Source organism: Streptomyces sp. NPDC092045 (genome assembly GCF_044756005.1).
Lineage (GTDB): Bacteria > Actinomycetota > Actinomycetes > Streptomycetales > Streptomycetaceae > Streptomyces.
The window spans coordinates 64,588-82,781 of record NZ_JBIVSC010000001.1 but is presented as its reverse complement, the minus strand read 5'-3'; the positions used below and the strand labels follow the sequence as shown (position 1 = coordinate 82,781).

The following is an 18,194-nucleotide window of genomic DNA, read 5'->3' as shown; positions in this document are numbered from 1 at the left end:
TCCCCCTTGCGCGCTTCTCAGGAATCGAACGGAATCGTTCAGGCTGCTTTGTAGCAGGCGCCTTGGAGACGAAGCGACAACATCACGTCGGACCTGACATATTCAGAGGAAACTTGTCGACAAAATGATCGGCATTGCATCCTTTACGCCCCCTATGCCCACAGCACACGCACAGGTGGCACACAGATAGTCCCTTGTTCCCCCTCCTCGGCGGCACTTAGCCTGCCCCGTCGCGAGATCAACAAATTAGGGGTGGGGATCGACGTGCCACTTCGGCATGCGAAAAAACTTTCCAGACATACATCACGCACCTGGCAATACGGGATTTCCGCGCTCTCCCTGGCCCTGCTCGCCTCGGGGGCGTCTCTCTCCCCCGTGGCCGCCCAGGCCGCGGAGGCGAAGGGACTCCCGGGTGTCCAGCAGGTCACGGACGTCCCGGCGGCACCGCGGGTCTTCAAGCGCGCGGCCACGCCTCGGGACCAGAGCACACCGGCGGCGCTCAAGGCCGCACCGCCCGTGACGTGGCCCGCTCCGGCGACGGCCGAGGTCACCGTGCCCAGGCCCGCGGCGGACCAGAAGGCCCACACCGCGCTCCGGGCCGCCGCCGGTCCGGGCAGGGCCGCATCCGTCGGCCCCTCGGTCCGAGCGGGCGGCCTGCCGGTACGGCTCGCGGCCGGCAACGCGGCCGTCGCCAGGGGATCCGCGGCTCCGGCGGCCGACGCGCCCGCCGTCACGGCGCGGGTCTCCGTCCACGGCCGGGAAGCCGCCGACAAGGCGGGCGTGCGCGGCCTGCTGCTCTCCGTCCGGCGTACCGACACGGGCAAGGGGGCCAGTCCGGTCTCCGTCGAGCTGGACTACGGCTCCTTCGCCCACGCCTACGGCGGCGACTGGGGTTCGCGCCTGCGCTTCAGCGCGCTGCCCGCGTGCGCCCTGACGACGCCGCAGAAGCCCGCGTGCCAGGCCTCGACCCCCGTACCGACGGTCAACGACACCGCGTCGGGCAGGCTGACGGGCACCGTCGCCGCACCCGCCGCGGCGGGCTCCGGGGCCGTCGTCCTCGCCGCGACCGCGGCCGCCTCCGGACCCAAGGGCACGTACAGGGCGACCTCCCTGAGCCCGACGGGTTCGTGGTCGGCCGGCAGCTCCACGGGCGACTTCTCCTGGACCTATCCGATGGAGATCCCGTCGTCCCTCGGCGGCCCCGGCCCCTCGCTCTCCCTCGGCTACAACTCGGGCAGTGTCGACGGCCGCACCGTCGCGACCTCGCAGCAGCCTTCCTGGGCCGGCGAAGGCTGGGACACCGGTTCCAGCTTCGTCGAGCGCACCTACGTGGCGTGCGCCGAGGACCGCAAGAAGGACAGCGGGTTCAACAACCCCACGACCCACCCGACGGGCGACCTCTGTCACGGCCCGCCGATGGTCACCCTCTCCCTCAACGGCTCCTCCACCTCGCTCGTCCTCAACGACGCCGACGGCAAGTGGTACCCCGCCAACCAGGACGGCTCCAAGGTCGAACTGGAGACGGGTGCCACGAACGGCGACAAGGAGGGCGAGTACTGGATCGTCACCAACTCCGAGGGCGTCAAGTTCCACTTCGGCCTCAACCGTCTGCCCGGCTGGGCGAGCGGCAGGCCCGAGACCAACTCGGCCCTCAACGTCCCGGTCTACGGCAACCACAAGGGAGAGCCCTGCAACGCGGCCACCTACGCGGCCTCGGTCTGTGACCAGACCTACCGCTGGAACCTCGACTACGTCGTCGACCCGCGCGGCAACGCCCTGACCTACTGGTACGCCAAGGAGCGCAACCACTACGGCTCCAACGTCACCACCACCGGCACCTCCACGGCCCGCGCGTACGACCGCGCCGGCGTGCTGACCCGTGCCGCCTACGGCCTGCGCTCGGACGACCTGTTCGCCACCGCGCCCGCCGAGGTGGCGTACGAGACCAGCGAGCGCTGCGTCGTCACGTCGTCCTTCGACTGCGCGGAGTCCAAGCTCACCTCCACGGCGTCCTACGACATCGCGAAGAACTGGCCGGACGTGCCCGCCGACCAGCTCTGCGCCTCCGGCGAGACCTGCAAGGACCGGTACTCGCCCGCCTTCTTCACCCGCAAGCTGCTGAAGAGCGTCACCACCAAGGTCCTCAAGAACGGGACGCTCACCCCCGTCGACACCTGGACCCTGGACCACAGCTTCGAGTCCACGGGCGACGGCGCCGTCAACGGCGAGTACCCGCTCTGGCTGAAGAGCATCAAGCGCACCGGCAAGAACGGCACGGCGATCGATCTGCCCGCCGTGACCTTCACCGGCGTCCAGCTGCCCAACCGCGTCGACAACGACACCGACGGCAATCCGCCCCACCTGCGCTGGCGCGTCACGCAGATCCAGACGGAGACCGGCGCGCGCACCCTGGTGAAGTACGCGCCCACGGAGTGCTCCAGCGTCCCGGGCTCCGTCAAGCTGCCGTCCGCACCGGACAGCAACACCCTGCGCTGCTTCCCCGTCGTCAACGAGACCAACGACCCGACCGATCCGACGGGCCTGAAGAAGCTCTACTCCACCGACTGGTTCCACAAGCACCGCGTCGACCAGGTCCGGGACGAGGACAAGAACGGCACCTCGCCGACCCGCGAGGTCAACTACGAGTACATCGGCTCGCCCGGCTGGGCCTACGACGACGCGAGCGAGCTGACCAACAAGCCCGCCCGCACGTGGTCGGTGTACCGCGGCTACGCCAAGGTCCGCACCCTCCTCGGCGTCGACCCCGACGTGCGCACCCGGACGGACACCCTCTACTACCGGGGCCTCGACGGCGACCTCAAGGCCGACGGCACCCGCCGTTCGGTCCAGGTCACGGACTCCGAGGGCAACAGCGTCGACGACCACCGGATGCTCGCCGGCCAGGTGCGGGAGACCCAGTACTACGACGGTGTGAACGGCGCGCTGCACTCGGCGACGATCAACACCCCCTGGCTCCACGGCCCCGTGGCCGCGCGCGACCGGTCGGCGACCGGCGCCTCTCCCCTGGAGGCCTGGCACCAGGGCCTGAAGTCGACCACCTCCCGCACGGTCCTGTCGGGCGACCGCGGCGAGCGGCGCACCTCCGTCGAGCACGGGTACGACGGCGAGGGCCGGACCGCCTGGACCTGGACCAAGGGCGACACCTCGACGGCGAACGACGACCAGTGCACGCGGTTCGAGTACCTCGACGACACCGCGAAGTGGTTCAAGTCCCAGCAGACCAGGGTCGAGACCGTCGCCAAGGCGTGCGACGCCGCGGTCGAGCGGCCCGCCGACGTCATCTCCGACGCCAAGGTCGGCTACGACGCGGTCGGCAACGTGGAGAAGTCCGAGTCGCTCTCCGGCTACGCCGGCGGCAAGCCGCAGTACACCCTCTCGGGCACGTCCACCTTCGACGCCCACGGCCGCATCACCTCCGCGACCGACGTCTACGGCAAGACCACCACGACGGCCTACACGCCGGCCTCCGGCTCGGTCGTGACCAAGGTCGTCACCACGAACGCCCTCGGCCACACGGCTACCGTCGAGTCCGATCCCGGCCGCGGTCTGCCGCTCGCGCAGACCGACGCCAACGGGCGCAGGACCGCCATGGAGTACGACGCCCTCGGCCGGCTGAAGAAGGTCTGGTCGCCCGACCGCAACCCGTCCACCACGACGCCGGACGCGGAGTTCGACTACACCGTCGGCCAGAACGCCCCGGTCGTCATCACCAACAAGCGCCTCATGGAGGACGGCACCTACCGGGTCGGCTACGACTTCTACGACGGCGCGCTGCGCCTGCGGCAGACCCAGAACCCGGCGCTGAACGGCGGCCGGGTCGTCACGGACACCTTCTACGACAGCCTCGGCCGGGTCTGGAAGGAGAACGCCGGCTACTACAACAGCGCCAGCGGCCCCGTCGCCACGATGTTCCCGCCGACGGACAACTCCGTCCCGTCGTCCACGGTGACCAAGTACGACGGCGTCGGACGGCCGACCGACACCATCGCCCGGTCCAAGGGCGTCGAGACCTGGCGGACGACGACGACGTACGGCGGCGACTGGACGGCGGTCGACCCGCCGGCCGGGGACACGCCGACCATGGCGCTCCTCGACGCCTTCGGCCGGAAGACCGAACTGCGGCAGTTCAAGGGCGACGGCCCGTCCGGCGCCTACGACAAGATCACCTACGCGTACACCCGCAAGGGCCAGCTGGACAAGGTCGTCGACCAGGCCGGCAACGAGTGGTCGCAGACCTACGACCTCCGCGGCCGCGTCAAGACGACCACCGACCCCGACAAGGGCACCAGCAGCGTCGAGTACGACAAGGGCGACCGCGTCCTCACGCTGACGGACGGGCGCACGCGCACGATCGCGATGGCGTACGACGCGCTGGGCCGCACCACGGCCACGCACGAGGGCTCGCTCGACGGTCCGAAGCTGACGTCGCAGACGTACGACACGGTCCCGGGCGCCCTGGGCCTCCCGGCCTCGTCGACCCGCTACGTCGGCGGCAACGCCTACACGCAGGCCGTCACCGCGTACGACACCGAGTACCGCCCCAAGGGCACCACGGTGACGATCCCCGCGAACGAGGGGAAGCTGGCCGGCACGTACGCGTACTCCAGCACGTACTCGTCGCGGACCGGCCTGCCGCAGACCACGACCCACCCGGCGGTGGGCGGGCTCCCCTCGGAGCGCGTCTCGCTCGGCTACAACACGCTGGACTCCCTCAACACGATGGCGGTCGCGGGTCAGACCTTCGTCGCGGAGACCCAGTACACCTCGCTCGGCGACGTGGTGCGCACCCGGGTCGACTCGGCGGGCAAGGCGCTGATCACCAGCAACACGTTCGACGAGCAGACCCGTCGGGTGACCCGTACGACGAACCACCAGGAGACCGGCTCCGTCGACACGGTCACGCTCAACGACGTCGTCACCGACTACGACGCCGTCGGCAACATCAAGCGGATCACGGAGACGACCGGCGACAGCCCGACGCCGGCCACCACCGACGTCCAGTGCTTCGCCTACGACCACCTGCGCCGGATGACGGACGCCTGGACGGCGAGCGACGCGTGCGCCCTCAGGCCGGGCGCTTCCGGCCCCGAATCGGCGCCGAAGGTCGGCGGTCCGGACGCGTACTGGCACTCCTACACCTTCGACGCGGCCGGCAACCGTCTCAGCGAGACGAAGCACGACCCGCTCGGGAACACCGCGAAGGACGTCAGGCGCACCTACTCCTACGCGACCGGCCTGCCCACCAGGAGCAGGCTCACCGAGGTCACCACGAAGGGTCCGCAGGGCGAGCGGCACGAGCTGTTCGGCTACGACGAGGTGGGCAACACCACCTCGCGGACCGTGCAGGGCGACACCCAGATCCTCAAGTGGGACCTGGAGGGGCACCTGGAGAAGGCGACCGCCGGAACCAAGGAGACCTCCTTCGTCTACGACGCGGGCGGCAACCGCCTCATCAAGCGGGACCCGAGCGGCACGACCCTGTACCTGCCCGGCACCGAGCTCCAGCTCGGCACCGACGGCAACGTCGCCAAGACGACCCGGTACTACGCCCACCCCGCCGGCCCGGTCATGGTCAAGGTCGCCGAGGGCGGCACGATCAAGAAGTCGTACCTGCTCGCCGACCGCAACGGCACCGCGACGACCTCGGTCGACGCGGCGACGAAGGCGGTGACGCGCCGCAAGCTCACGCCGTTCGGCGAGGAGCGCGGCACGGCCCCGTCGATGTGGCCGGACGACAAGGGCTACCTGGGCGGCACGAAGGACGCCTCCACGGGCCTCACCCATCTGGGTGCCCGCGAGTACGACCCGACGCTGGGCCGCTTCATCTCGGTCGACCCGAAGATGGACTTCGCCGAGTCGCAGACGATGAACCCGTACACGTACGGGAACAACAGCCCGGTCACGTTCGCGGACCCCTCGGGCGAGGCGTTCTGCATCGACGAGAAGTGCACGAGGAAGGTCCAGACCGAAGGCAAGAAGCCCGCGCAGGTCGGCAGTGGCGGCGGCCGTGACGGCAACGACGCCCCTGGCTACGTGCCCCCGCCGCCGACCAAGCCGACGACCACCGTCAGCGAGGAGGACGTCAAGAAGGCGACGAACATCCGGAAGAAGTCCAAGGCGGACATCATCCTGGAGATCGCGCTGGAGGTCGCCAAGGACATCAGCGGCTTCAACGACATCAAGGCCTGCCTCGGCGGCGACGTCTGGGCCTGCGGGGCGCTCGCGCTGGACGCGGCCATGCCCTTCGCGAGCAAGGCGAAACGCGTCCTGAAGGCGCTCAAGACCGCCTGGAAGATGTACGACCGCTGGAGCGACGAGGTCCGCTGGGCCACCGGTCTCCTGAGGCGGGCGGACGACGAGGCCGCTGCCATGGCCAAGTACGCCGAGGACATGGCGGACTGGAAGAAGGAAGCGGACGCGGCGAAGGCGGCGGCGAAGAAGGCCGACGAGGCGGCGGCGGACGCGGCCAAGAGAGCCGACGGGGGCGGCGGCGACACAGGCGCCACCTGCCCCATCAGGAACAGCTTCGCCCCCGACACGAAGGTCCTCCTCGCCGACGGCACCACGAAGGCGATCAAGGACCTGAAGCCGGGCGACAAGGTCCTCTCCACGGACGAGAAGACCGGTGAGACGGCCGCGAAGGACGTCGCCGCGACGATCGTCGGCGAGGGCGAGAAGCACCTGGTCCGCGTCACGGTCGACACGGACGGCGCCGAGGGCACCGCGACGGCCCCGATCACGGCCACGGACGGCCACCCCTTCTGGGTCCCGTCCCTCCGCTCGTGGGTCGACGCCAAGGACCTGAAGCCGGGCCAGTGGCTCCGCACGAGCGCCGGCACCCACGTCCAGGTGACGGCGGTCCAGGCCTGGACCCAGCCGGCGAGCGTCCGCAACCTGACGGTGGCGGACTTCCACACGTACTACGTGCTGGCGGGGTCGGCTCCGGTCCTGGTTCACAATTCGGACTGTGGTCCGAGCGGAGACGCCGTCAACGACCTTCGGGCCTATACGGACTTGGCCAGGCTGTCTCCTGGGAAGAACGAAGGCGCTGCGAGCGTTCTGCTGACTCCTTCCGGCGGCGCCTACTTCGACGTCAGCACCCGTAGGATCGGAGAAGCTCGAAGGAGCCTTCCTCTGCCGCTCCGTCGAGTGCTCGACCAGACAGGGCATCATGGCGGATGCGCCGAAATCGGATGCATCGCACAAGCAATGGAGGCCGGAGATATTGTTCGCGGCAGCAGTAGCATCGCGATGCTGAGAAAGCCATTCAGCCATCTTCGCTACCGAGAGCTTCTTCCCGCCTGCCCCCAATGCCAAGCCGTCATGGCAAGGCTTCAAATAGCAGACCTCTACCCGGGAAGCTGATGGGACGTCCACTCAAAGATATTCCCACCGTACGCTGGGGGGAAATTTCAGACTCCAAAGGATCCGCGGTTGAGCTCCCCAACCTTCTTTCGCGGGTGGCCTGGTCAGATAAAGAGAATGGCCAGGCCGCCCTTGAGGAAATCGCAGACAGAGTCTGCGAGCTGGGTTTCGTGGTATCCGAGGCGACACACAGAACAGTTCCCTTCCTTTTGGAGCTAGCAGGCTGGGAAAGCTGTCAGCATCGAGCAGAGATTATCGAGCTTCTCCACTCCATATTCTCTTCTCGGCAGTGGTCCGAAGCGGCCTCTGGGGCCGCAAAAAAATATCGACCGAACTTCTACCACAAAATCCAGTGGGAACAAGATTCAAGAAAGGCAGTACTCTCAGGAAGAGCGATGATTGAATCCCTGAAGTACTCTTCCGACACCCAGGTGGCATCGGCCGCACAGAATCTAGTTCGCGAATTCGAAAAAAGCGAAGCAGATTCTTCTCAATGAAATAAAACGAGGATGCGTGCCCCCCGGCGACGGGGGGCACGCATCCTACGCATTTCCCTCTCCACGACTTGAGGGGAGGGTCTTACAGTTAATTAATCGCCGCCGAATGCCGACAGAACAGCCACAGGGTGAAGGTCACCCTTGTAAAAGGATCAGAGTGCGAGGCGGCGGAGCCTTCGAATCAGCTCAACTTGGCCGCCTGCGCCTCCACGACCTTCCGCGGCAGCTCCCTCACCGTGCCGCCGAGGCTGATCGTGGAGAACGAGACCAGCGTGCCGCCCTTGCGGAACACGACCAGCTTGGTGACGAACGGCTTGCCGTCCACGTCCGAGGTCACCGTCCAGGCCAGCGACTCGTCGCCCGCGGCGAGGGTCTCCGGCGCCACCCCGGTGACCTTCGCCTTCTCGCCCTGGCCGGTGACCCCGAAGCCGCCCGCGCAATCCGTCCCGGCCGCCTTCAGGGAGACGAAGGCCTCCTGCGCGCCCTGTCCCTCGTACGAGCCGAGCGTCACGTTCGTCACCGGCGCGGCGAGCGCCCCCAGGGCGTCCTCCGGGGAGCCCGTCTTCGAGGGCACCTCGATGACCCTGCGCTGGACGGACGCGGCCGGGTCGCCGGCCGAGAGGAACGACATGGCATCGGCGAGCGGCTTGCAAGGGGCCTGGTCGGTCGAGACGTCCCCGGGCTTCACCAGGTCGGAGGCCTTGGCCTTCTGCACCTGGTGGCCGGGCAGGTCGGCCTGCTCGACGATCAGCTTCTCCAGCTCGGCGGCGGACAGCGCCTTCGCGGGCGCCCCCGACGTCGCGGAGGCGCTCGGCGACGCCGGGCCCCTGCCGGAGTCGCCGGCCCCGTCGCCGCTGCAGGCGGTGCCGAGCAGGGCGAGCGAGACGGTGGTCGCGGCAACGGCGACGGTGCGAATGGAGGTACGCATGCGTGGTGGCTCTCTGCTTCTCTTCGTGCCGCCCCGGGGCGGCTCCCCCCGCGTGCGGTCCGGAGTCCACGCGGCCCCCGCATGATCGCCCAGGGGGACGGCCCCCACCAACCCCTTTCCCGCGTGACCGACCCCACCACCCACACCCGCCCCCGACCCCCGACAATGGCGGTGTGATCACTTCGCCGCCACGAAGCGCCAACGGGGACGCTCCCGGGGACGGGCCCCAGGGCCCCCGCCACGGAAACGGACACCGCCGTCCGTCCGAGGCGACCCCGTACGTCGACCTCACCCGGGCCGAGTGGAGCGCCCTGCGCGACAAGACGCCGCTGCCCCTCACCGCCGAGGAGGTCGAGCGGCTCCGCGGGTTCGGGGACGTCATCGACCTCGACGAGGTGCGGGACGTCTACCTGCCGCTGTCCCGCCTGCTCAACCTGTACGTGCAGGCCACCAGCGGTCTGCGCGGCGCCCTGAACACCTTCCTCGGCGAGAGCGCCGAGCAGCGCGGCACCCCCTTCGTCATAGGGGTCGCCGGTTCGGTCGCCGTCGGCAAGTCCACCGTCTCCCGCCTCCTCCAGGCCCTGCTCGCCCGCTGGCCGGAGCACCCGCGCGTGGAGCTGGTGACCACGGACGCCTTCCTCTACCCGATGGAGGAGCTGAAGGCGCGCGGCCTGATGTCCCGGAAGGGCTTCCCCGAGTCGTACGACCGCCGGGCCCTGACCCGGTTCGTCGCGGACATCAAGGCGGGCAAGGACGAGGTCACCGCCCCGGTCTACTCGCACCTGATCTACGACCGGGTGCCCGACGAGCGGCTCGTCGTGCGCCGCCCGGACATCCTGATCGTGGAGGGCCTGAACGTCCTCCAGCCGGCCCTGCCCGGCAAGGACGGCCGGACCCGCGTCGGCCTCGCCGACTACTTCGACTTCTCGGTGTACGTGGACGCGCGGGCGGAGGACATCGAGCGCTGGTACCTGAACCGCTTCCGCAAGCTGCGCGACACCGCGTTCCAGGACCCCTCCTCGTACTTCCGGCGCTACACCCAGGTCTCCGAGGAGGAGGCCTTCGACTACGCCCGCACCATGTGGCGGACCATCAACAAGGTGAACCTCCTGGAGAACGTGGCGCCCACCCGCGGCCGGGCCACCCTCGTGGTCCGCAAGGGCCCCGACCACAAGGTGCAGAAGCTGAGCCTCCGCAAGCTCTGAACCGCCACCGGGATCCGTAGGCTCTGCGCATGCTGCATCTGCGGATGATCGTCCCCTCCGACCGCACCCGGGCCGCGGCCGACCTGATCGAGTCGACCGTCGGGACCGCCCATCTGGTGGTCCTGCCGGGCGCGGCCCGCGACCCGGCCGGGGACGTCGTGCTGTGCGACGTGGCCCGCGAGGCGGGCGACGAGCTCCTGCGCGAGCTGCGCGGCCTCGGGATCGCCGAGGACGGTTCGATCGCCGTCCAGAACATCGACCTGTCGCTGTCCGAGCGGGCCGACGCGGCCGAGCGGGAGGCGCCCGGCGAGGCCGCCGACGCGGTGCTCTGGGAGGAGCTCACCGAGGCGACGCACGAGGAGTCGACGCTCTCGGTCACGTACTGCGCGTTCATGGTCCTGGCCACGATGATCGCGGCCTGCGGCGTCGTCCTGGACAACGCGATCCTGATCGTGGGCGCGATGGCGGTCGGTCCGGAGTTCGGCCCGCTCGCCGGGATCTGCACGGCGGCCGTGCGACGCGCCCCGAGGCTGGCCGCGCGCTCGCTGATCGCGCTCTTCGTGGGCTTCGCGGTGGCCATCGCCGCCACCACGCTGTTCAGCCTGGCGATGGACGCGCTCGACCTGTTCAGCCGGGCCCAGCTGGAGGCGGAACGCCCCAACACCCGCTTCGTCTGGCAGCCCGACCCGTTCTCCTTCGTCGTGGCGCTGCTCGCGGGAGCGGCCGGCACCCTCTCCCTGACCTCCGCGAAGTCGGGGGCCCTGGTGGGCGTGGCGATCTCGGTGACGACGGTCCCGGCGGGCGCGAACGCGGCGGTGGCGCTCGCCTACGGCGACCTGGGCCAGATGTGGGGCTCGGTCGAGCAGCTCGGGCTCAACCTCTTCGGCATCGTCCTGGCCGGTACGGCGACGCTGTACGCGCAGCGGGCCCTGTGGGACACCCAGCGCGGCCGCTGGCGCCGCCCGTCGCGGAAGCGCCGCTGAGGGAGCCGTACGGGGGCCCGCCCGCCCGGACAGGGCCCGCCCGTACGGGAGCCCGCCCGCCCGTGCGGATCTTCCCGTACGGGGTCCCCCTCGGCGCACGGAGACGGCCCCGCCGTACCGGAGTCCGGTGCGACGGGGCCGTTCCCGCATGACGGTGCCTCAGAAAGGCTAGCCCAGAACGGACTTCACGACGTCCGCGAGGCGCTGCGCGACCGACCGGGCCTGCTCGATGTCGGCGGCCTCGACCATGACGCGGACCAGCGGCTCGGTGCCCGAGGAGCGGAGGAGCACCCGGCCGGTGGAGCCGAGCTCGCGCTCCGCCTCGGTGACGGCGGCGGCCAGGTCGGCGGAGGTGGCCACGCGCGACTTGTCGACGTCCTTCACGTTGATGAGGATCTGCGGCAGCCGCTCCATCACGCCGGCGAGGTCCGCGAGCGTCTTGCCGGTGGCGGCGACCCGGGCGGCCAGCATGAGGCCGGTGAGGGTGCCGTCGCCGGTGGTGGCGTGGTCGAGCACGATGACGTGGCCCGACTGCTCGCCGCCGAGCGCGTAGCCGTGCTCTTTCATGGACTCCAGGACGTAGCGGTCGCCGACCGCCGTCTGGACCAGGCTCAGGCCCTCGCGCTCCATGGCCAGCTTGAAGCCCAGGTTGGACATGACGGTCGCGACGACCGTGTCGCCGCGCAGGGTGCCGGCCTCGCGCATGGCGAGGGCGAGCACGGCGAGGATCTGGTCGCCGTCGACCTCGTTGCCCGCCGCGTCCACGGCGAGGCAGCGGTCGGCGTCGCCGTCGTGCGCGATGCCCAGGTCGGCGCCGTGCTCGACGACGGCCGCCCGGAGCAGGCCGAGGTGGGTGGAGCCGCAGCCCTCGTTGATGTTGAGGCCGTCCGGCCGGGCGCCGATGGTGACGACCTCGGCGCCGGCCCGGGCGAAGGCCTCGGGCGAGACGCGGGAGGCGGCGCCGTGGGCCTCGTCCAGGACGACCTTCAGGCCGTCGAGGCGGTTGGGGAGGACCGCGATGAGGTGGGCGACGTACGTGTCGAAGCCCTCGTCGTAGTCGCGGACGCGGCCGACGCCGGCACCGGTCGGGCGGTCCCAGGGGGCGCCCGTGCGGTGCTCCTCGTACACGGCTTCGATCCTGTCCTCCAGTTCGTCGGCGAGCTTGTGGCCGCCGCGCGCGAAGAACTTGATGCCGTTGTCGGGCATGGCGTTGTGGCTCGCGGAGAGCATCACGCCGAGGTCGGCGCCGAGGACGCCGGTGAGGTGGGCCACGGCCGGGGTGGGCAGGACGCCGACGCGCAGCACGTCGACCCCGGCGCTGGCGAGGCCGGCCACCACGGCGGCCTCCAGGAACTCTCCGGACGCGCGCGGGTCGCGCCCGACCACGGCGGTGGGCCGATGCCCTTCGAAGGTGCCCGCCTCGGCGAGCACGTGCGCCGCCGCGACGGACAGGCCGAGCGCCAGCTCCGCCGTCAGGTCCGCGTTGGCGACGCCGCGTACGCCGTCCGTGCCGAAGAGTCGTCCCACTGCTGTCCTCCGAAAATACGTGCCCGGGCGCCCATGAAAGAGAGGCTCATGAAAGGAGAGTACGAAAAACCGTACGCCCCGACGGCACGGGCAGTGCCGCCGGGGCGTACGGAAAGCAGACCGAGCAGGCGATTAACGCTTGCTGTACTGCGGGGCCTTACGGGCCTTCTTGAGACCGGCCTTCTTGCGCTCGACCGCACGGTCGTCGCGGGAGAGGAAGCCGGCCTTCTTCAGCGCCGGGCGGTTGTTCTCGACGTCCGCCTCGTTCAGCGCACGGGCCACGCCGAGGCGCAGGGCGCCGGCCTGACCGGAGACACCGCCACCCGCGATGCGGGCGATGACGTCGTAGCGGTTGTCGAGCTCGAGCACCTTGAAGGGCTCGTTGACTTCCTGCTGGTGCACCTTGTTGGGGAAGTAGTCCTCAAGGGTGCGACCGTTGATCTTCCACTTGCCGGTGCCCGGAACGATCCGGACGCGGGCGATGGCGTTCTTGCGACGGCCCAGGCCGGCGGCCGGCTGCGGGTCGCCGAAGCGGGACGCGAGCGACTCGGAGGTGTACTCACCCTCGACGAGCTCGGTCTCGGTGGTGTACTCCTCGACGCCCTCGAACTCGTCGACGGGGGTCTCGGGGGTGGTCTCGGCCACGATGCTCCTCAGATTTCTTTCGTTCTTAGGGGGTGTGGCCGGAACTACTGCGCGACCTGGGTGATCTCGAACGGGACCGGCTGCTGAGCAGCGTGCGGGTGGTTCTCGCCCGCGTAGACCTTCAGCTTCGAGAGCATCTGACGGCCCAGGGTGTTCTTGGGGATCATGCCCTTGATGGCCTTCTCGACGGCCTTCTCGGGGTTCTTGTCCAGCAGCTCGTCGTAGCGGACGGAGCGCAGACCGCCCGGGAAGCCGGAGTGGCGGTACGCCAGCTTCTGGGTCTTCTTGTTGCCGGACAGGTGGACCTTGTCGGCGTTGATGATGATGACGAAGTCGCCCATGTCCATGTGGGGGGCGTACACCGGCTTGTGCTTGCCTCGCAGGAGGTTCGCGGCCGTGGTCGCCAGACGGCCCAGGACGATGTCCTGCGCGTCGATGATGTGCCACTGGCGAGTGACATCGCCGGGCTTGGGGCTGTACGTACGCACTTCGTAGCCTTCGCTTCTTCAGTGGATGGAGTCCAGACACACCTGAAGCGATCATGCAGCTGGGGCCTGCACTGCCGGGACACCGCCCGTATGCGAGCCACTGGTAACTGCTCCAGGGAACCTGCGCGGGGCCCTTCGCGTGAGAACGACGAAGCCACTGCGCATAACAAACCGCAACAGTACCCGCGCCACCCCGGACGGGTCAAAACGCGCGGCCCCGCCGTGCCCGGCGCGACTCCACCACGCCCGGCACGGCCCCACCACGCCCAGTGCGGCCCCGCCATGCCCGACACGGCCGCACCGACCCCACCACGCCCGGCGCTCCCCTACCGCTCCCGCTCCACCCGCCGCTCGTCCCACACCGGCTCGCTCGTCTCCCGCACGACCCCGTCCGAGCCGAAGACCAGGTACCGGTCGAAGCTCTTCGCGAACCAGCGGTCGTGCGTGACGGCCATCACCGTCCCCTCGTACGACTCCAGGCCGTCCTGGAGCGCCTCGGCCGACTCCAGGTCCAGGTTGTCCGTCGGCTCGTCGAGCAGCAGCGCGGTCGTCCCCGCCAGTTCGAGCAGCAGGATCTGGAAGCGCGCCTGCTGGCCGCCCGAGAGCTTGTCGAAGGGCTGGTCGCCCTGGCGCTCCAGCTCGTACCGGCGCAGCACGGACATCGCCCCGCCCCGGTCCTTGGAGTGCTCGGTCCACAGGATGTCGACGAGCGGGCGCCCGGCCAGCTCCGGGTGGGCGTGGGTCTGCGCGAAGTGGCCGGGCACGACCCGGGCGCCCAGCTTCCACGTCCCGGTGTGCGCGACCGACCCGTCCCCCGCGAGCAGCCGCAGGAAGTGCGACTTGCCGGAGCCGTTCGAGCCGAGGACGGCGACCCGCTCCCCGTAGAAGACCTCCAGGGAGAAGGGCTTCATCAGCCCGGTCAGTTCGAGGTTCTCGCAGGTCACGGCCCGCACCCCGGTCCGTCCGCCGCGCAGCCGCATCCGGATGTCCTGCTCGCGCGGCGGCTCCGGCGGCGGCCCGGCCTCCTCGAACTTCCGCAGCCGGGTCTGCGCCGCCGCGTACCGCGAGGCCATCTCGTGGCTGACCGCCGCCGCCTGCCGCAGGTTCACCACGAGCTTCTTGAGCTGGGCGTGCTTCTCCTCCCAGCGCCGCTTCAGCTCCTCGAAGCGGGCGAACCGCTCCCGCCGCGCCTCGTGGAAGGTGTCGAAGCCGCCGCCGTGCACCCACACGTCCGAACCGGCCGGTCCGGGCTCGACCGCGACGATCTTCTGCGCGGCCCGGGACAGCAGTTCCCGGTCGTGGGAGATGAAGAGCACGGTCTTGCGGGTCTCCCGCAGCCGCTCCTCCAGCCACCGCTTGCCGGGCACGTCGAGGTAGTTGTCCGGCTCGTCCAGGAGCAGCACCTCGTCGGGGCCGCGCAGCAGCGCTTCCAGCACGAGGCGCTTCTGCTCGCCGCCGGAGAGCGTCCGGGCCTCCCGGAACTGCGCCTTCTCGTACGGGACGCCGAGCGCGGCCGTGGTGCAGATGTCCCAGACGGTCTCCGCCTCGTACCCCTGCACCTCGGCCCAGTCGGAGAGCGCCTGCGCGTACCGCATCTGAGCGGCCTCGTCGTCGACGGTCATGATCAGGTGCTCGGCCTCGTCGACCGCCCTCGCGGCCTCGCGGATCCGGGGCTGCGCGACCGAGACCAGCAGGTCGCGGACGGTCGAGCCGTCCCGCACGGAGCCGACGAACTGCGGCATCACGCCGAGGCCGCCGCTGACGGTGACGGAGCCGCCGTGCGGCTTGAGCTCCCCGGAGATCATCCGGAGCAGCGTGGTCTTTCCGGCGCCGTTGGCCCCGACGAGGGCGACGACGGCCCCCTCCCCGACCCGGAAGGAGGCGTCCCCGAGCAGGACCCTCCCGTCGGGAAGGTAGTACTCCAGATGTGCGGCCTCGACGTGTCCCATGAGGTGCATTGTCACCGCCCGCGTCGCCCGGACCCAACCGGTTTAGGATGCGCGGCATGAGCTTTGGGGGACCGCAGTGGCCGCAGGAGCCGCAGCAGCAGGGGCAGCAGGGGTACGGGCAGCCCGGCGGCCGGGGAGAGCAGGGCCGGGGCCGGGGGTACGGGCAGCAGCCCGGCGGGCAGGGGTACGGGCAGGGGGCGGGCGGCTACGGATACCCCGGCCCTCAGGGCGGCGCCCCCGGCCCGTACTCCGGTTCCGACCCCCGGGGCGGCGCTCCGGCCCCCTTCCCGGGCGCACCGGCCCCCGACCCCTTCCCCGGTGCCCAGGGCGGCGGTTCCACCCCCGACTGGGGCGCCCTGGCCGACGCCTCGGCCTCCCGCAACCGCCGCAGGCGCCGGCTGATGGCCGCTGGCGGCGTCCTGGCCACCCTGCTCGTCGGCGCGATCGTCGCCACCGCCGTGGTGGCCACCGGCAAGAAGGACGACACCGCGAAGAACGGCGGCGGGGCCCCCACCGGCGCGGTCTCCCCCACCGAGGCGCCCTCCCCCGAGCCGACCTTCTCCTCGGTGGCGCCGCCGCCCCCGCCGAACCCGAAGGACTACATCTCGGACCCGAAGAAGGACAAGGCCCCGCTCACCGCCGAGGGCCTCTTCCCGGGCACGAAGCTGACCATGAGCGGCCGCCCGTACAAGAAGGGCGCGACCTCCGCCACGACGAACTGCGCGGCCGTCACCCGGGGCGGCCTCGGCGCCGTCCTGAAAGACAACGGCTGCCAGAAGGTCCTCCGCGCCACCTACGTGCGGGACGGCGTGGCGGTCACCGTCGGCGTCGCCGTCCTCCCCTCCGAGGCCGCGGCCCTCAGGGCGAAGGAGCGGGCCACCGGCGGCATCGCGCCCCTGGTCGGCGCGGGCGTGGGCGACTTCTGCCGCGCCACGGTCTGCCTGCGCCGGTCGAACGCGATCGGCCGGTACGCGTACTTCACCCAGGCCGGCTTCGCCAACGGCAAGAAGGTCACCACGGCCGACAAGGGCGTCTTCGTGAGCAGCGACGACCTGGGCACCTTCGCCTTCAACCAGATCTACGCCCGCGGCAGGTCCCAGGCCTCAGCAGCAGCCGGCGCTCCCGGGCAGTGACCGCTTGTTGCGCGCCTCCCGGTTGCGGGCGGCGAGCAGTTCGTCGGCCGGGTAGCCGACCTCTTCGAGGGTGAGGCCGTGCGGGCGCACGACGTGCACGGCCGAGTCCCGGACGCCGGCCGCGAGCACCTCGCCCGGCCAGTCCACCGGCCGGTGCCCGTCGCCGACGAAGAGCAGCGCGCCGACGAGCGAGCGGACCATGTTGTGGCAGAAGGCGTCCGCCTTGACGGTCGCTTCGAGGACGCCGTCGGGCCGCCGCTCCCAGCGCAGCTCCTGGAGGGTGCGGATGGTGGTGGCGCCCTCGCGCCGCTTGCAGTACGCGGCGAAGTCGTGCTCGCCGACGAGCGCGGCGGCGGCCTCGTTCATGGCGTCCACGTCGAGGGCCCAGTCGTGCCAGAGCACGTGCCCGCGCAGCAGCGGGTCGACCCCGCCGGGGTCGTCGGTGACGCGGTAGGCGTAGCGGCGCCAGACCGCGGAGAAGCGGGCGTTGAAGCCGCTGGGGGCCTCGGTCAGGGACCAGACCCGCACGTCGTGCGCGAGGCGTCCGGCGAGCCGCCTCAGCAGCTTGTCGCGGTGCTCCGCCCACAGCTCCACGGGCAGGTCGACGTGGGCGACCTGGCCGCGCGCGTGCACGCCGGCGTCGGTCCGTCCGGCGACGGTCAGCTCGTACGTCTCCTCGGACCGGGTCACGGTCCGCAGGGCGTCCTCGATGTCCCCCTGGACGGTCCGCCGCCCGTGGGCCTGCTTGGCCCAGCCGGAGAAGTCCTTGCCGTCGTACGAAAGGTCCAGCCGGACCCGTACGAAACCGTCCTGCACGTCGTCGCTCACGCGGGGTTCCTCTCCATACACACGGGAACGGGCCCGCACCCACGAGGGGTGCGGGCCCGCACCCACGAGGGGTGCGGGCCCGCACGCGAAACAGCCGGAAAGACGCTTACGCGTCCTTCGACTCCTCCGCCGGAGCCTCGTCGGCCTTGGTCTCCTCGGCCTTGGGGGCCTCGTCGGCCTCCTTGACGGCGCGCTTGGTGGCGGCCTCGGCCTCGGCGACGGTCGCCTTCTTGGCGATCTCGCCCTCGACCAGCTCGATCACGGCCATCGGGGCGTTGTCGCCACGACGGTTGCCGATCTTGGTGATGCGGGTGTAGCCACCCGGGCGCTCCGAGTAACGCGGGGCGATCTCGGTGAAGAGGGTGTGGACGATGCCCTTGTCGGTGATCGTCTGCAGCACCAGGCGACGGTTGTGGATGTCGCCCTTCTTCGCCTTGGTGATCAGGCGCTCGGCGACCGGACGCAGGCGGCGGGCCTTGGCCTCGGTCGTGGTGATGCGGCCGTGCTCGAAGAGCGACTTCGCCAGGTTGGCGAGGAGCAGCTTCTCGTGCGCGGCGGAACCGCCGAGGCGGGCACCCTTCGCGGGACGCGGCATGGTGTTTCTCCTTGTGATCTGCACCGGCCG

12 protein-coding genes are annotated in these 18,194 nt (G+C 70.5%); 5 read left to right on the top strand and 7 right to left on the bottom strand.

Going from position 1 to position 18,194, the window contains the following annotated elements:
- Positions 1–375: 375 nt before the first annotated feature.
- Both ACIQKA_RS00445 and ACIQKA_RS00440 read left to right on the top strand, forming a co-directional pair.
- Positions 376–7,386, top strand: a complete 7,011-nt coding sequence (locus ACIQKA_RS00445; RefSeq protein ID WP_402539547.1) for a polymorphic toxin-type HINT domain-containing protein — start codon at positions 376–378, stop codon at positions 7,384–7,386.
- Entirely contained in the window at positions 7,386–7,883 is a 498-nt protein-coding gene (locus ACIQKA_RS00440; protein ID WP_402539546.1) for a hypothetical protein, read from the top strand. Before ACIQKA_RS00445 ends, ACIQKA_RS00440 begins: the two co-directional genes overlap by 1 nt.
- Before the next feature lie 181 nt (positions 7,884–8,064).
- Here ACIQKA_RS00440 and ACIQKA_RS00435 read toward each other — a convergent pair whose 3' ends face one another.
- Positions 8,065–8,811, bottom strand: a complete 747-nt coding sequence (locus tag ACIQKA_RS00435) for a hypothetical protein (protein ID WP_402539544.1) — start codon at positions 8,809–8,811, stop codon at positions 8,065–8,067.
- Between the two features lie 173 nt (positions 8,812–8,984).
- Here ACIQKA_RS00435 and coaA point away from each other — a divergent pair, with 173 nt between their 5' ends.
- Positions 8,985–10,016 (top strand): type I pantothenate kinase, encoded by a 1,032-nt coding sequence (coaA, locus tag ACIQKA_RS00430; RefSeq protein ID WP_383152605.1) that lies wholly within the window; start codon positions 8,985–8,987, stop codon positions 10,014–10,016.
- A gap of 29 nt (positions 10,017–10,045) precedes the next feature.
- Positions 10,046–10,999, top strand: coding sequence for a DUF389 domain-containing protein (locus ACIQKA_RS00425; protein ID WP_383152606.1), 954 nt, complete (start codon positions 10,046–10,048; stop codon positions 10,997–10,999).
- Positions 11,000–11,167: 168 nt separating this feature from the next.
- Here the strand turns inward: ACIQKA_RS00425 and glmM are convergent, their stop codons facing one another.
- The 4 genes from glmM to ACIQKA_RS00405 all read right to left on the bottom strand — a co-directional run bounded on the left by glmM (position 11,168) and on the right by ACIQKA_RS00405 (position 15,608).
- A complete protein-coding gene (gene glmM, locus ACIQKA_RS00420) occupies positions 11,168–12,526 on the bottom strand; it encodes a phosphoglucosamine mutase (protein ID WP_402539543.1) in 1,359 nt (452 codons plus the stop codon).
- A 132-nt stretch (positions 12,527–12,658) separates the two neighbouring features.
- Positions 12,659–13,171, bottom strand: a complete 513-nt coding sequence (gene rpsI, locus ACIQKA_RS00415) for a 30S ribosomal protein S9 (protein ID WP_015035601.1) — start codon at positions 13,169–13,171, stop codon at positions 12,659–12,661.
- Positions 13,172–13,215: 44 nt separating this feature from the next.
- Complete coding sequence (rplM, locus tag ACIQKA_RS00410) at positions 13,216–13,659, bottom strand: 50S ribosomal protein L13 (protein WP_055641831.1); 444 nt, start codon at positions 13,657–13,659, stop codon at positions 13,216–13,218.
- Between the two features lie 326 nt (positions 13,660–13,985).
- Positions 13,986–15,608 carry an ABC-F family ATP-binding cassette domain-containing protein gene (locus ACIQKA_RS00405; protein WP_383152608.1) on the bottom strand — a complete coding sequence of 541 codons (1,623 nt, stop codon included), beginning with the start codon at positions 15,606–15,608 and terminating at the stop codon, positions 13,986–13,988.
- Between the two features lie 56 nt (positions 15,609–15,664).
- Between ACIQKA_RS00405 and ACIQKA_RS00400 the strand changes: the two genes are divergently transcribed.
- A complete protein-coding gene (locus tag ACIQKA_RS00400) occupies positions 15,665–16,741 on the top strand; it encodes a hypothetical protein (RefSeq protein ID WP_402539542.1) in 1,077 nt (358 codons plus the stop codon).
- Here ACIQKA_RS00400 and truA read toward each other — a convergent pair.
- Complete coding sequence (gene truA / locus ACIQKA_RS00395) at positions 16,712–17,569, bottom strand: tRNA pseudouridine(38-40) synthase TruA (protein ID WP_402539541.1); 858 nt, start codon at positions 17,567–17,569, stop codon at positions 16,712–16,714. The genes ACIQKA_RS00400 and truA overlap by 30 nt on opposite strands.
- Positions 17,570–17,675: 106 nt before the next feature.
- On the bottom strand, positions 17,676–18,164 hold the full coding sequence (gene rplQ / locus ACIQKA_RS00390) for a 50S ribosomal protein L17 (RefSeq protein ID WP_030209025.1): 489 nt from the start codon (positions 18,162–18,164) through the stop codon (positions 17,676–17,678).
- Positions 18,165–18,194: the final 30 nt, after the last annotated feature.